The organism is Paenibacillus sp. 1-8, from assembly GCF_056316205.1.
The window spans coordinates 4,258,394-4,273,064 of record NZ_CM149995.1; the positions used below are offsets into that span (position 1 = coordinate 4,258,394).

At 51.9% G+C, this 14,671-nt stretch carries 13 protein-coding genes; 4 read left to right on the forward strand and 9 right to left on the reverse strand.

Annotated elements, in window-relative coordinates:
- Positions 1–18 precede the first annotated feature (18 nt).
- The 6 genes from AC0WRU_RS19585 to AC0WRU_RS19610 all read right to left on the reverse strand — a co-directional run bounded on the left by AC0WRU_RS19585 (position 19) and on the right by AC0WRU_RS19610 (position 5,390).
- Positions 19–306, reverse strand: coding sequence for a nucleoside-diphosphate sugar epimerase (locus AC0WRU_RS19585; protein ID WP_476126011.1), 288 nt, complete (start codon positions 304–306; stop codon positions 19–21).
- Positions 307–425: 119 nt separating this feature from the next.
- Positions 426–1,922, reverse strand: coding sequence for a glycosyltransferase family 2 protein (locus AC0WRU_RS19590; RefSeq protein WP_476126012.1), 1,497 nt, complete (start codon positions 1,920–1,922; stop codon positions 426–428).
- A gap of 72 nt (positions 1,923–1,994) precedes the next feature.
- Complete coding sequence (locus tag AC0WRU_RS19595; RefSeq protein ID WP_025684992.1) at positions 1,995–2,726, reverse strand: sugar phosphate nucleotidyltransferase; 732 nt, start codon at positions 2,724–2,726, stop codon at positions 1,995–1,997.
- The gene (locus AC0WRU_RS19600) at positions 2,723–3,523 is read right to left on the reverse strand and encodes a glycosyltransferase family 2 protein (protein ID WP_476126013.1); all 801 of its coding nucleotides are present in this window, start codon (positions 3,521–3,523) and stop codon (positions 2,723–2,725) included. Before AC0WRU_RS19600 ends, AC0WRU_RS19595 begins: the two co-directional genes overlap by 4 nt.
- On the reverse strand, positions 3,520–4,455 hold the full coding sequence (locus AC0WRU_RS19605; protein ID WP_476126014.1) for a glycosyltransferase family 2 protein: 936 nt from the start codon (positions 4,453–4,455) through the stop codon (positions 3,520–3,522). The genes AC0WRU_RS19600 and AC0WRU_RS19605 overlap by 4 nt, the downstream gene beginning before the upstream one ends.
- Entirely contained in the window at positions 4,452–5,390 is a 939-nt protein-coding gene (locus AC0WRU_RS19610) for a glycosyltransferase family 2 protein (RefSeq protein ID WP_476126015.1), read from the reverse strand. The genes AC0WRU_RS19605 and AC0WRU_RS19610 overlap by 4 nt, the downstream gene beginning before the upstream one ends.
- A 562-nt stretch (positions 5,391–5,952) precedes the next feature.
- On the opposite strand from AC0WRU_RS19610, the gene AC0WRU_RS19615 reads away from it, so the two are divergent.
- Positions 5,953–7,728 carry a M4 family metallopeptidase gene (locus AC0WRU_RS19615; RefSeq protein ID WP_476126016.1) on the forward strand — a complete coding sequence of 592 codons (1,776 nt, stop codon included), beginning with the start codon at positions 5,953–5,955 and terminating at the stop codon, positions 7,726–7,728.
- 206 nt (positions 7,729–7,934) lie between these two features.
- Here AC0WRU_RS19615 and AC0WRU_RS19620 read toward each other — a convergent pair whose 3' ends face one another.
- Entirely contained in the window at positions 7,935–8,729 is a 795-nt protein-coding gene (locus AC0WRU_RS19620; RefSeq protein WP_476126017.1) for a WIAG-tail domain, read from the reverse strand.
- 114 nt (positions 8,730–8,843) lie between these two features.
- Positions 8,844–10,004: a glycosyltransferase family 4 protein gene (locus AC0WRU_RS19625; protein WP_476126018.1), complete on the reverse strand. Its 1,161-nt coding sequence runs from the start codon at positions 10,002–10,004 to the stop codon at positions 8,844–8,846.
- Between the two features lie 223 nt (positions 10,005–10,227).
- Between AC0WRU_RS19625 and AC0WRU_RS19630 the strand changes: the two genes are divergently transcribed.
- On the forward strand, positions 10,228–11,343 hold the full coding sequence (locus tag AC0WRU_RS19630) for a YheC/YheD family endospore coat-associated protein (protein WP_476126019.1): 1,116 nt from the start codon (positions 10,228–10,230) through the stop codon (positions 11,341–11,343).
- 88 nt (positions 11,344–11,431) lie between these two features.
- Positions 11,432–12,229: an archaetidylserine decarboxylase gene (gene asd, locus AC0WRU_RS19635; RefSeq protein WP_025685409.1), complete on the forward strand. Its 798-nt coding sequence runs from the start codon at positions 11,432–11,434 to the stop codon at positions 12,227–12,229.
- A 136-nt stretch (positions 12,230–12,365) separates the two neighbouring features.
- On the opposite strand, the gene AC0WRU_RS19640 is transcribed toward asd, so the two are convergent.
- Positions 12,366–13,151, reverse strand: coding sequence for a helix-turn-helix domain-containing protein (locus tag AC0WRU_RS19640; protein WP_476126020.1), 786 nt, complete (start codon positions 13,149–13,151; stop codon positions 12,366–12,368).
- 215 nt (positions 13,152–13,366) lie between these two features.
- Between AC0WRU_RS19640 and AC0WRU_RS19645 the strand changes: the two genes are divergently transcribed.
- Positions 13,367–14,665 carry an aminotransferase class I/II-fold pyridoxal phosphate-dependent enzyme gene (locus AC0WRU_RS19645; RefSeq protein WP_025685411.1) on the forward strand — a complete coding sequence of 433 codons (1,299 nt, stop codon included), beginning with the start codon at positions 13,367–13,369 and terminating at the stop codon, positions 14,663–14,665.
- Positions 14,666–14,671 lie beyond the last annotated feature (6 nt).

The following is a 14,671-nucleotide window of genomic DNA, read 5'->3' on the forward strand; positions in this document are numbered from 1 at the left end:
CTGCCCTCGGTTGGTACGTTACTCTTCGTCCGGGTATGCCGTCTCTTTCACGACACGAACGAGCATTTCAGCCATTGCTTCCTGAAGATCGGCAATACCGTTCAAGTAGGCAACAATGCTTTTGTTTACTTGTCCCGAGCTGTCGAGAATACCCGGAATTCCATCAAAACGCGGCTCTTCGTCCGGCAGTTCATGTATGATCTGCGACATGCGCACGACCACCTGCCGTTCCGCATCCAACAGCCTTGACATCTGCTGCTGCGAGTGCGAAATATGGATCAGCAAATCATCTACATGGTTATGCATAAGCCCCTCCTTTATGTGCTCCGCCGTGCGGAACGCACGAATTGCCTACGGGCTTTCCGCTACTACAGCGTATGCCGCAACGAGTAGTCGGTTCCGCCTAAAAGCGCCTATTCCGAGCATTACAAATGCCCGTGCAGCACAGGTGGCGCAATAATGGGCTGTTCCTCCGCCAAATCCGCCAAATCTCCGGGAGACACCAACCGAATCCGGTAGTCAGCTGCCCGCCAGCTCATGGCCGCATAGGGGGTAAGGAACGGCCTTTTCCAGCCGTTCCCGATCTGATACAGTTGCCCGCCTTCCGCATAAAGGACCTGAATCCATCGCATGCGTTGAGCCGGGATATTAAGTGTAGGCAGCGTGGGCATGTTCTCCAGTTCCGGGGCTGCCAGCACAGGTGCATACTCGCCGGGAATATGCACAATTTCCACATTTTGCAGAACACCTGGCTGTGCAGTTACGGGTGCATCCGCGACATCGGAAATCGTCACCTCCGGCTTCGGTACCAGCGGAAGGGCCAGCAGATCAAGCTGGGATACCCTGACCGGGGCAACGTCCTCACCTCCCGCACCACTGACTCCATGCAGAAGGCGTCTTCTCCCCGGCTCCAGCCGATATATTGCACCAGACGGTCCCTTAACGAGTGCTCCAACGGGATAAAAGATTGCCGCCGACCCGTGTCGGGCCTTGGCTGGCGATGTCGGGCTGTCCGGCTCTGATGTGCCGAATTTCAGGCTGTGGAGCAGCTTATCCGCATCCCCCCACTTTTGGACAAAAAAGGATCGGTTCCGACTGCCTTCCTCCGTCAAACCGCCTTCTCCGGTCGTCTGGGGAGAGGCATAAGCCGTATCCCGATCACTTTCCGTGCAATGGATAAAAGCATCTCCCGCAATGGCCAGACGTGTCCCCAACAAGCGTACACGCAGCAGCCAATCTGCATCTGCTTCCTGACCGCTGTGACAGCCTTCGTCCCAGTACCCCGTCTTTTCCAGCGTCTCTCTGCGCAGCAGTAAACAAAATCCGGCCAGGCTTTTGGTTTCCCGCCATGCGGCCGGATTGGAAACATTATGAGACATGGCGAAAAGACGTGCTTCATGTTCGTTCGTATAAGGTACCTCAATCTGTTGCTCTCCGAACGGACCGTTCGTTACAGGTCCGACGACACCGATACGTGGATCACTGTGCAAGCACTCCAGAAGTCGATCCAGCCAGTCTGGCGTTACCAGCGCATTGGGGTCCAGCACCACAATCGTCGTGCCTTTCGCCATCATCAGTCCCTGATTCAAGCTGCCTGTCAAATGGATATCCTTTTGGAGTAGCGCGTAACGCACAGCGATGCTTTTACGCAGCAGATAGGTGCGTGTTCCGTCCGTTGAGCCGCAATCCACCACGATGATTTCATGCGGCTGGCTTGTATTTTCCTCAATACGATCAATACAGGTGCGAAGCCGATGAAGCTGATTATAGGACGGAATGATAATGCTGACACCTTCAAAGACCTTGCCGAACGAAGCCTGGCCCAATCTGCTGCCCTGCTCCCGACCTCTTTTATACCCCGCCCAATAGCCTTTCTTACTGAGCCGCTTGCTGTGTTTCCTTTTTATACTCAGGCGTTTCATGCCGTTCACTCCTCCGGGTGGCATTATGCCCATAATATATGCCTGGCCCGGCCGGAAGGTGTATCGCTGAGGTCAGGGCAGAAGCCCTTTCATTTTCACCCCGGCTTCCTGAAGGGAATCGAAGGTCCCTGCATCGCTCCAATACCGCCGCAAAATGTCGTATTCAAGCTTGCCTTCAGCCGCATAACAGTTGTTTACATCCGTGATTTCAAGCTCACCACGCGCCGAAGGCGTAATTTGCCGGATCTTATCGAACACGGCGGTATCGTACATGTAAATGCCGGTTACACAATATCTGGACTGGGGATGCTGCGGCTTTTCTTCAATCCGCGCTATGCTCTCTGGCCGCTCCGGATCAAACACAGGTACTCCGTAGCGGTGGGCATCTGCCACCTTTTTTAACAATACTCTGGCGCTCCCCGGAGGCTGCTGCCCGAACCGTTCAATAACAGGTCCCAGATCTTCCTTGAACAAATTATCACCCAGCAAAACAGTGAATTTTTCTCCTGGCTCCATGTAGCTTTTTGCCAGTTCGAGCGCTTCTGCAATGCCGCCCGCCTTTTCCTGAATCCGGTACGTCAGTTGGACACCATAATTGCTGCCGCTGCCCAGAAAATCGGTGTACAGCCCGGCCGATTGTTTGCCAATAATAAGAAGCATATCGGTAATCCCCGCCTGTCGCAGTCTTTCGATGCCATACACAATCATGGGATACTTGCCGACCGGAAGCAGATGCTTGTTGAGTAATGAAGTCAACGGATGAAGGCGCGATCCGGTTCCTCCTGCGAGAATAACCCCTTTCATATCTTCCTTCCTCCTTCGACAGCATGTTCGGTGCCTAAAGCTCCGCTATTTCCAGTCTCAATAAACGCTCTGGGGTCTATGTTCCATTTGTCCATAAACAAACGATGATTCCGCTCAATCAACTCTTCGACCCAGGCAGATTCCGAGCGTGAAAAGCTCGCACTCCCCTGGTGATAGACAAAACAGTCACTGCACATCAACAGTTTGTAGCCATGTACACGTGCGCGCAGACAATAATCGTCATCCTCATAATGCCCGGGGTTAAACCGTTCATCCAGTAATCCGATCCGTTCCATCAGCTCACGCCGGAACATCAGACAAAACCCGACCAGCCGCTTGACCTCCTGCCATCTGGACGGATTACTTGCATTATTCTGCTCTGCAAACTGGAGACAGCTATCCAAATCCCCTGCTAATCCGTCAATCTGCTGAATACCGCTAGCATAATTCGTCACTGGTCCCACCAGTCCCACTGTGCTTTGGCTTCGCAATGCAACCAGCATATTGGATAACCATCCCCGTGTAACCGTCACATCATTATTCAAAATGACGAGCTGATCACCCGAAGCCAGCCGAAGCCCTTGATTACAAGCTGCCGGAAAACCCTGGTTTTTGGGGAGACGGATACTAATCAGCCGTTCGGCTTCACAAAAATCAGCCGTTCCGTCATTTGAAGCGTTGTCTGCAACAATAATTTCATAAGGCACATCTGCTGTTTGTGTCCGAATCGCCTCAATACACGGCTTGAGCAGGTGCAGACCGTTATAGGTCGGAATAATAATGCTCGTCAGACTCATCGTGCATTCCTCCCTTTGGCGACGTCGGCCCGCGCTGGAACAGGTCCGAGCGGGGAAGCTCCAGCTACCTGAAACACCGCAGCCAGTGCCTCCGCATGATCGCCGACGATCAGTTGCTCCATGACATTCCCTTTGCCGATATTGAAAGCCCGCTTGCGGTTTGTTCCAATGACGTCGACGGCATGTACTGCCGTCACCTTCATACCGTGCAGCACCGCCATAGCATGGGCTTTCGGCGGAACAGCGAGCATGGCTGTTCCGAGCAGCTCCAGCGAACGTCGTGATAGCGCGTGCGGTACAGCGGTCAAGGAGCTTGCTCCCAGATCCGGCCTGCGCAGCACGCAGTTCAGGAACCCTTTGCACCGGGTCACGCTGTCCTGCCTGAAGTAAGGTGGCAAATGTCTGCTCAGATCATTAAGCGCCACATCCGTTCCTTGATCCACTGCGTTGAGGAAAGGCAGCAAATCAGCCGCAGGAATCGGAAGATCCCCGTCCACAAACAGCACGATATCAGCCTGCGTTATACGTGCGCCTACCGCCCGTCCGACATCATGCCCGAGCCGATCCGGCACGCTGACGAGGGTCACACCCGGATGATGCTTCGCTACTATAGAACGTGTGCCGTCCGTGCAACCGTTCAATACGACGATGATGTCCGTAAGCGGCAGCTTTTCCAGCTCGCTCAGCACCCCTCCAATCGTAGATTCCTCGTTGCAGACGCTGACCACTGCGGCGGCCGTCCCCCGCAGCAGGGTATCTCCGGGCAATGCCCGTACCTCCGCAGGATTCACTTCGGACATTTCCCCACGTCGGGGCGCGGGTTTCCTCACCCTGCGGCTGTCCATCGCTGTCGTTGTTCCATGTCTTCGCTGAGCACGTCGTATGCCCCGACTTCGGTCATCACGCTTCCCTTTGCGATACACTCTGCTCACGGCTTCACCTCGTCTCTGATCCGTTTGCGCTTCAAATCCGTATACCCTGCACGCGTCCCCAGATGTGATGTAAGCCAGGCAATCGCGTCAAGATGATCCTGTACAACCACATCCACAAGCGGGTCCCTACCGTTCATTTTTTTGCGGGTCGCATTCACTTTACCCACGGCTATTTCACGAACAGTCACCACCCGCAAGCCGGAAGCGATCGACATGGCCTGAAATAACGGAGGTTTCTCCAAGGGCTTTAGACCTATTTTATCCAGGGCCTTTCGACTTATGGCATGCGGGATTCCCGTCATAGACGCCCCTCCTAAATCAGCACGGTTCGACAAAATATTCAATACATGCTTTGCTTCAACCACAGGATGCACCGACGTACGGTCTACTGGCCCATGGTAATCATTCAGTGCAACATCCGCTCCCGCACATACGGCTTGTATGAATGGCTTGAGTCTGACGCAGGGAATGACGATATCGCCATCCAGAAAAAGCAGTACCTGCCCGGAAGCCGCCTCCGCTCCGACTCGGCGGCCAATATCATGCCCCAATGGCTGCGGGAAGGAAAGCACGCGCGCACCCGCTGCTTTTGCCGCCTTGGCTGTCCTGTCGCTTGATCCGTTCTCGACCACGATGACCTCGGTATGTGGATGAACACGGCGTGCCTCACGGACTACAGCCCCGATCGTTTTTTGCTCATTCATAGCCGGAATGATGACGGATACGAGCAATTTTCCCGCCGAAGACGAACCGGGTGGCCGTTCTTCACCTGTCTGTACTTCTGCTTCTGTGCCTAGTCCCCTCCTTGTTACAGGGGTTGGGGTGATATGCACGGATGGCGTTCGTACAGGCAGCCACACCTTCGGGTAGGGGTCATGCGCATTGGAATGCCGCCTGCGATTGGCCTTGAATCCATATCTTGCCTGCTTCCTCATGCTCCCACCTCACCTCCCTTGCTGCTGTATGGATAGACAGCATAATTAGGACAGTTCAACATAACCTATGCGCTCTAAAACCCGTGTGTAACGGCAAGCGTGGAGTCTTTTCGACATTGCATTTTACGACTTTATTTGACATTTATTATTAATCCTATTAAATAAATTAGTTATTAGGGTCTAAAGAATCATTTTGGATAAATTTGTGACATACATCTTCTCGTCCGTCATTCTCTGTGCTAATATCAGAGCCAGATGATGGGAGTTCAAAAAATCAACATTGGTTTTTTTTGCATAAGACAACTTTTTTCCATTATCCGCCTTTATTCCACTTTTACTTATACGACAGGAAAGGAGGAGTTTGTCACCTTTTCAGACTGTAAGCTTCACATGCAGTACCCTCTTTTCACGCACGCTTCATGAAAGACACTTCGTTTTTTCTTCTTCACGTTCCATTTTCTTCATGTTCCAGACGACAACACGACCAACATAAACGGCACAATGCCTATTTCTTAACAGGATGGACTTCATCCTGACATTAACCGGGGAGAGTGAATTTTAAATGAAAAAAGTATGGGTTTCGCTTCTTGGAGGAGCTATGTTATTAGGGTCGGTAGCGTCTGGTGCATCTGCGGAAAGTTCCGTTTCAGAGCCAAGTCAGCTTACACCAACCTTCCACACCGAGCAATGGAAGGCCCCTTCATCGGTGTCGGGTGACGACATTGTATGGAGTTATTTGAATCGACAAAAGAAAACGTTGCTAGGTACGGACAGCACCAGTGTCCGTGATCAATTTCGCATCACTGATCGTACAAGCGACAAATCCGGTGTAAGTCATTATCGGCTGAAACAGTATGTGAACGGGATTCCCGTATATGGAGCTGAACAGACGATTCATGTGGGCAAATCTGGTGAAGTCACCTCCTATCTGGGGGCCGTGATTACTGAGGATCAGCAGCAAGAAGCTACGGAAGGTACAACTCCGAAAATCAGTGCTACCGAGGCCGTATATACCGCTTATGAAGAAGCAGCTACACGGATTCAAGCCCTCCCTTCCTCCGACGATACGATCTCTACAGATGCTGAAAAGCAAAGCAGTGTAAGTAAAGACACTTACGCGGAAGCTGCTAACAACGAACAAACTACCTCTATTGATAAGGACAAGCTGAGTCTTGAAAAAGCTGCAGATTTGAAGGACAGTAAAATTGAAGCTGTAGAAGCACAAAGTTCCATTGCCAAAATTGCTAATCTGCAGCCTGAAGTAGATCCTAAAGCGGAGCTGTACTTCTATCCTAATGGGGATAACCTGCAGCTGGTTTATGTGACAGAAGTCAATATTTTAGAGCCTGCGCCACTGCGTACTCGCTACATCATTGATGCCAATGATGGCAAAATCGTATTCCAGTATGACATCATTAATGAAGCGACAGGCACAGGTAAAGGCGTGCTGGGTGATACCAAGTCGTTCACCACTACCGCTTCCGGCAGTAGCTATCAGTTAAGAGATACAACTCGCGGGAACGGTATCGTGACCTACACGGCCTCCAACCGTCAAACCATTCCAGGTACGCTCCTGACGGATGCCGATAACGTGTGGAATGATCCGGCCGGAGTGGATGCCCATGCGTATGCCGCGAAAACGTATGACTATTATAAAGACAAATTCGGGCGCAACAGTATTGACGGACGTGGCCTGCAACTCCGTTCGACGGTCCATTATGGTAGCCGCTACAACAACGCCTTCTGGAACGGCTCCCAAATGACTTATGGAGACGGGGACGGTACCACATTTATCGCTTTCAGTGGTGATCCCGATGTGATAGGTCATGAACTCACGCACGGTGTTACAGAGTATACTTCAAATTTGGATTATTACGGGGAATCCGGTGCATTAAACGAGGCTTTCTCGGACATCATCGGCAATGACATCCAGCGTAAAAACTGGCTTATAGGCGATGATATTTATACGCCAAGCATTGCGGGTGATGCTCTGCGCTCTATGTCCAATCCTACCCTGTACGATCAACCAGATCACTATTCCGACTTGTATAAAGGCAGCTCCGATAACGGTGGCGTTCATACGAACAGTGGTATTATCAATAAAGCCTACTATCTGTTGGCACAAGGTGGCACTTTCCATGGCGTAACTGTAAGTGGAATTGGTCGCGACGCAGCTGTCCAAATTTACTATAGTGCCTTTACAAACTACCTGACTTCTACTTCCAACTTCTCCAATACACGCGCCGCTGTGGTGCAAGCAGCAAAAGACCTTTACGGTGCGAATTCAGCGCAAGCAACCGCAGCCGCCAAATCTTTTGACGCTGTAGGAGTTAACTAAATCATAATTGCAATCCCTCTTATTCATCCTCGTCCATAGACCATTGTCGTTGTGCAGCTGTCATCCAACCCAGCTCATAAAATGGACGAAAAAAATAGGGGTGCAGTGTACAAGTCTGCGCCCCTTCCCCCCTTATGTATGGCGTCCCTTCATCGGGACGCCTTTTTCTTGTTTTAGGCAAATTTGCAATCCTGTGCAGGCGTCTTTTAATCGTGTCCGATTGCAATCCACAGAATCAAACCTTCACAAACCGAGCCTGCGTGTCCGCGTTCCACCGTGAACACCGCCGAATCTCTCTGACATTTCGTGACAGATACCGTTACCCCCGGTATGCTCGCATTACCAGTGATTGCATAACGTGTGTCCTTGAATGGCTGCTCAAACACAATGCTCACTTCATCCCTGGCAGCTTCTGCGGGAATGTGAAAAGGAATGCTGCCAAACCGTGTTGAAGCTGCTCTTGAATTAAATGTGTGCTCACGGAAAAGCCCGTCATCATAGGTCGCGTTAAGTGGAGATTCGCCATCATCCGTAAGAGCAGCAGCGGGCTTGTCAGCGGACAACGCTACCCGCTGCTGCTTGGGGCGATGTCTGCCTTCAGCAAGGTGGATACTGGTAATGGAGCAATCCAGCAACGATTCCTGCTTCGTCTGACCTTTGGACATTACAGACGTTAGGCCGTCTTCCATCCCAAGTTCCATATCCGCCTCTGGCACAGACAGCAGCAGTACAGACCCCCGGTTCATCAACATGGCTTCCTCCAACGTCTTGGGAAGCTTGTGCTTCCTCCATGCTGCTTCATCCACAGCAATAAGGTCATGGGCTTGAGCTTGGGTTTCCACGATAGACTTTACACTCACCGTCTCCCGCTGGATCGGTTTACTGTTGCCGGATGGGGAAGCCGTTTTATTTTTGTCTATACGAGGGGAAGGAACTGCGTTGGAAAGGTTACGCCGCACTGTTCTTTTATCCTTACTATTATGGTTCATACGATGGTTCATAATGACCACTCCTTTAGCAGAAGTGAACCAGCGGTCGCTCCGCTTCATTCACCCGGCTGGGAATCATGGCTAATGCCTATAGGATAGCCTATGCTCATAGCTGGGCTCACGTCACTACGTTACGCAATCCAGCATAATTTGCGCCCAGCGCTGTGCTGAATGCTGCCATAAAAATCGTCTTCGTACCTCGGCAAGCCCGGCCTCCCCCATTCGCCGCCGCAAGTCAGGCTGCTGTAGCAGTCCGATGACGGCAGCGGCCATTTCCTGCTCCCCCGGAGATGGCGAAACAAGCCAGCCCGTCTCCCCGTGCCGTACAACCTCCGGGATGCCGCCCGTACGGGAAGCGACCACAGGTACACCTGCGGCCATCGCTTCCAGATTAACCAGCCCGAAGGCCTCACCTCCCACCGAAGGAACAACGGTTACATCGGCCAACTGATACAGCGAGGCCAAAGCTGGATGAGGAACATAGTCGAGAAATTCGACATGCTTTCCCATCCTGAGCTTACGCGTCTGCCGATGCAGCGACGTCGAGTAAGGTGTGAGGCGGTCCTGCCCGTAATAGGCGCTGCCCGCAATGAGCAGCAGCACATCGGGGCAGGCACGGGCGATGCGTGGCAGGGCCTTAAGCAGCCGATGAACGCCCTTGCCTGGCACCAGCCTGCCCGCGTAGAGTACGATGCGGCGGCCTGCCCAGCCGTAATCGTTCAGCCGCGCGGCTCTGACCGCTTCTGCCGCCGGTGTCCAGCGCGGCAGAAAATCGCCGGGATGAATACCCAGCTCATTTATAGCGATACGTTCCCTGACAGCATCAGAGCTGTCAGCGGCCACGGTTGATCGCATGTAGGCGCTGTTCACGATGATCCGCTCCATCGGCTGTAGCAGTCGATCCACTTCCTTCCGTTTGAGGTACGGCTCCCGGATGAAAGTGGTCGAATGCAAAGTCAGCACGATCCGGCTATCGGGCAAAGCATTGTGGATCGCATATGCCGCAGCCGGGCGGTTGTGTACATCCACCACCGCAGGTGACCATCTTTTCAGGTCGGCAATCACCTCGGAAATATACCTTGGCCCCCGCTTATAACGTATGCAGGGCACCCCATCCACATCGGCGTTATCCGGTACCTCTTTTCCCCGTATGCCATATATCTGTACCTGAAGCTTATCGCTGGCCAACGGTACCATATGGGCAATAACCCGCTCCACCGAGCTGCTGCGGGGCGAAGGTATAACAAAAGAGCCCGGTGTAACGACTGCTACCTTCGGCCTCTGCATCAGCCCTGCACCTTCTTTCCTCTCTAATTCAAGCGCTCTCCTGCAAATTCTCTTCAACACTCATGGTGTATCATATCGCCTCCCTGCCTGAAAGGTGCCTGGCTTCTCACTTTGGGCAAGCTGCAAGGCTACCGTCCATGCCTGGCCGATCTTTGATACATATGATGGACTAGAACCACTGAATTGTCAGTTGGAGTCACAACAAGGAAGGGCGGACATACCCATGCTGCATGTCGGCGTCATGCTTAACCCGGCAACGTACCGGGGCATCCCCGCCATGAGGACGGGATATGAATCACTCGCCAATTACGAGGACGCTGGGTTGAGCTATGAGCTCATCCCCTGCTTCCTTCGTTTGGAGGATATTCATATATCGACCGGAACATGCCGGGCTTTTGTTAAACACGGCAACGGCTATCAGCAGATGACTCTCCCGTTGCCACGGGTCATCCACAATCGAACCCTCTATCGGCAAAACGAAAACGCCAGTGAGATCAACAGACTGGTGCAGAATGGAATTTATATCTTTAATGAACAAAACCGTTTCCGTAAGGACCACATACATTCGATATTGCAGGAAGACCCTCTGTTGCACCCCCATCTTCCGCGAACGCTGCAAGGCAACCTGGCTTCAATTCGTACTTTGATGAAGCAGACCGGAGATGTCGTCATCAAGCCAAGCAGCGGGAGCATCGGCAGAGGAATTATGCGTCTGAGACATTCCCGTGGTGACTGGACTCTACAATGCGCACATCCCGCTGTACCCGATCGCTGGACCACACTGCGCCTGCACGCCGGAGAACTGCCTTCATTTCTGCACAAGCGGCTGTTGCATAGTCCTCATATCGTGCAGGAAACTTTGCCGCTCGCTTTGTATAACAACCGTCCTTTTGATATTCGCGTGACGGTTCAACGCGGATATGGCGGCATTTGGAGCGTAACGGGCATGTTTGCCAAAATTGCTCCCTCCCACACCTTCGTTTCCAACGTGGCGCAGGGTGGCTCAGCCCGTTCCTTGCTGGAGGTACTGTCACAGGTACAAACGGCTCAGCCATGGAACGCAGCCCGTGTGATGAATGACTTGGAAAGACTAGCGCTGCAAATCGTCCATCGGCTGGCACAAAACCTTCCCCGGCTGGCTGACGTCGGTCTGGACCTGGGCATTACGCAGGAAGGAAAAATTGTTTTTATCGAATGCAACGGCCGCGATCAGCGCTACGGCTTCAGCCAGGCAGGCATGAACAATGTCTGGAAAGAAACGTACACTCAGCCGATGGCTTACGCGCGTTGGCTTCTCGAACGGATGCCCCCGGCAGACACCGACCGTCCACTGTATTGATTTACGTCACATTCTGTGTCAATATAGTTCAGAGCGGTCTGACAGGTTCCGGCCAAGACGGCTCGGAAATGAACAAGGGGGATCTGAAATGGCAAAACAGTGGCTGCGGCTCATGACCGAGCTATCATCGCGCAAGTGGGTGTGCCGGGTTGTGGGTTCCTTCGCGCAAAGCGGTGCAAGCCGACTTTTTATCCCCACCTTTATACGTACGTACCAGATCCAGACGCATGAGGCTGAGCAGGAATGGAAGGAATATCCTTCCCTGAACGCCTATTTTACACGCAAATTAAAAGCGGGCATGCGCCCGATTGATACGAACACCGAGGTGATGACCAGTCCGGTGGATGCGCGGATTACATTCACTGGCCCAATTACGTCCGGCACGATTTTGAATGTCAAAGGTCAGGACTATACACTGGATGAGCTGCTTAACCGTTCGCCGCGTCTTGAGAAATACACGCATGGCTACGCCTTTGTACTGTATCTCAGTCCGACTGATTATCATCGTATTCATGCGCCGGTATCCGGTACACTGGTGGAGAAGGAGTATTTGCGCGGCAAGGTATATCCGGTGAATGACTTCGGCTTACAGCATATGAGAGCAGTTCTGAGCCGCAATGAACGGCAGATTACGTACATTGCCCATGAATACGGCGAGGTGGCGGTCGTCAAGGTTGGCGCGATGAATGTAAGCAGCATCAAATATACCGATGATGAAGCCGTCTCCTGGGAAAAAGGCGACGATCTCGCATATTTCGAGTTTGGCTCAACCGTCGTTTTGCTGACCGAAAACGGCACTTTTGATCCTGACTCTGCGTTGAAGCTAGGGGATGTAGTAAGAATGGGGCAGCGTCTCGGTTGCTTCCGGCAGGCTCCCAAAGCGTAAGCGAGTTTGCCGTTACAGCATGACTACGACAACACATATGAAAGAGGACCCGGCAAAATTGCTCGGGTCCTCTTTCATATGTGCTTATCTTTTTTTATTCGTTATATGACGATCCTCAGAACCACCCGCTCATTCCTTACCTGATCTCGGACGGACTTTTCCCCGTGTACTGCTTGAATTGGCGGCTGAAGAAAAAAATATCGCGGTATCCCAAAGCCTCTGCCACCTCAGTCACATTCATTCCGGCATACAGCAACAGATGCTGTGCGCGCTCAATTCGCATGCTGATGATATGAGATTGCGCAGAAACGCCCAGCAGCTCCTTGAACTTGATCGAAAAATAACGTGATGACAACCCTGCCCGTGCCGCCAAATCCTCGACACGATGAGGAAGCCCCGGATGCTGACGCACATAGTTGGCCGTTTCCCGAATGACCTCGGTTAGCTGGTGGCTGGCCGGCTGCTCCTGCGGCTCCTTGCGGTCGGCACGCAGTAGATGAATCATCAATTGCTTCAGGATCATCCTGCCTTCCTCCTCAGCTCCGTAGGCACGCTCCAGGCGCAGACGAACATACCTGGCGAGCATATGCTCCACCTCGACCGTTTCCTCCAGCATACGATAGCTGGCAGGGATGATCTCCGGCTGCTCGGTAAGATCAAAATGAATATAGGTAAGTATTAGCGGCTTTTGCGGGTTATGTGTGGCACTCGTATCATCCCCCGGCTTGAACAGGAAGCAGCTTCCTTTGCTTACCGGATAGGACTCCCCGTTCAATACAACCGTTCCTTCACCGCTCCATACATAAAATAAATCATAGTTTGGCATCGGCCTTTCGCGCACCTGCCATTTCCAGCCCGGCTCGCACACAATTTTGGCAAAGGCGGGCAACAGGATGAACGATGACGCAGACGTATCCAGCAAAATCTGCACCTCCTTATGCTATTCTTTCGTTGTCCCAGATCCCGTTAAATATAATATAAGCGCAGAACAGCCATTACGCAAAAAAATAAAGCCGTCCCTCCCCATGGATTCATGCTCCAGCAGGTCAGGAAGGCTTCGTTGACGCTTTTGCGTGACGCTTACCGTGTGTAATGCTATAATATGTAATCAAAATGACTTGGAAGGATGAAACCGGAATGAATCCACTGGCAGCGCAGTTAAACCGCAACATTCAGGCAGGCAACGAGCATGTATATGAAATGCTTTCTCTTTTAGGTAAAGAGATTTATTTCCCAAAAGAAGGAATTTTAAGTCAATCGGCTGAGGCGGGGAAACTTGCTAAAAAGTACAACGCTACAATTGGTATTGCTACCGAGGGTAGCGGTCCTATGCATTTGCAGGTCATTCAGGAGAAGCTGTCTGCATACAGCCCCAAGGACCTGTACCCTTATGCGCCTCCTGCGGGCAAGCCCGAACTGCGTAGTGTATGGCGGGAAAAAATGCTGAAGGAAAACCCGTCGCTCGCTGGAAAAAGCTACGGCCTACCTGTGGTTACGAACGCGCTGACTCATGGTTTGAGCATCGTTGCTGACCTGTTTACGGATGAAGGGGATGCTGTCATTTATCCGGATAAAAACTGGGAAAATTATGAGCTGACCTTTGGTATTCGCCGTCATGGACGATTGGTGAATTTCCCGTTGTTTACAGAGGATCAACGTTTTAATAGTGAGGGGTTACGCGAAGCGCTGCTGGCGCAGAAGGAATACGGGAAAGCGATCGTTGTGCTGAACTTCCCGAACAACCCGACCGGCTATACACCCGGAATCGAAGAAGGCAAAGCGATTGTTGCTGCCATTCAGGAAGCAGCAGAAGCAGGCATCAATGTTGTAGTTGTGACGGATGACGCTTATTTTGGCCTGTTCTTCGAGGATTCGCTGCATGAATCGCTATTCGGCCAATTGGCTGGACTTCATCCAAGAATTTTACCAGTCAAAATTGACGGAGCTACCAAAGAAGAATTTGTGTGGGGCTTCCGTGTCGGATTTATTACCTTTGCTTCGGAACATCAAGATGTACTGAGCGCACTGGAGCAAAAAACATTGGGAATCATTCGGGCAACGATTTCCAGCGGCCCTCACCCGTCGCAAACCTTCGTGCTGGATGCTCTCAAATCACCGGATTTTGAGCAACAGAAGGAAGAAAAGTTCCAAATCATGAAAGGCCGGGCCAACAAGGTCAAGGCGTTACTTGATAGCGGAAAATACGGAGATGTATGGAGCTACTATCCTTTCAATTCGGGTTATTTCATGTGTCTCAAGCTGAACGGCTTGTCCGCCGAACAACTGCGCACATATCTGCTGGAGCAATATGGTGTGGGAACGATTGCGCTGGGTGAGCATGATCTCCGTATCGCGTTTTCCTGTATTGAGGAAGAATATCTGGAAGACTTGTACGACATTGTTTATCGTGGTGTGCAAGACTTATTGAACCCCTAATCTAAT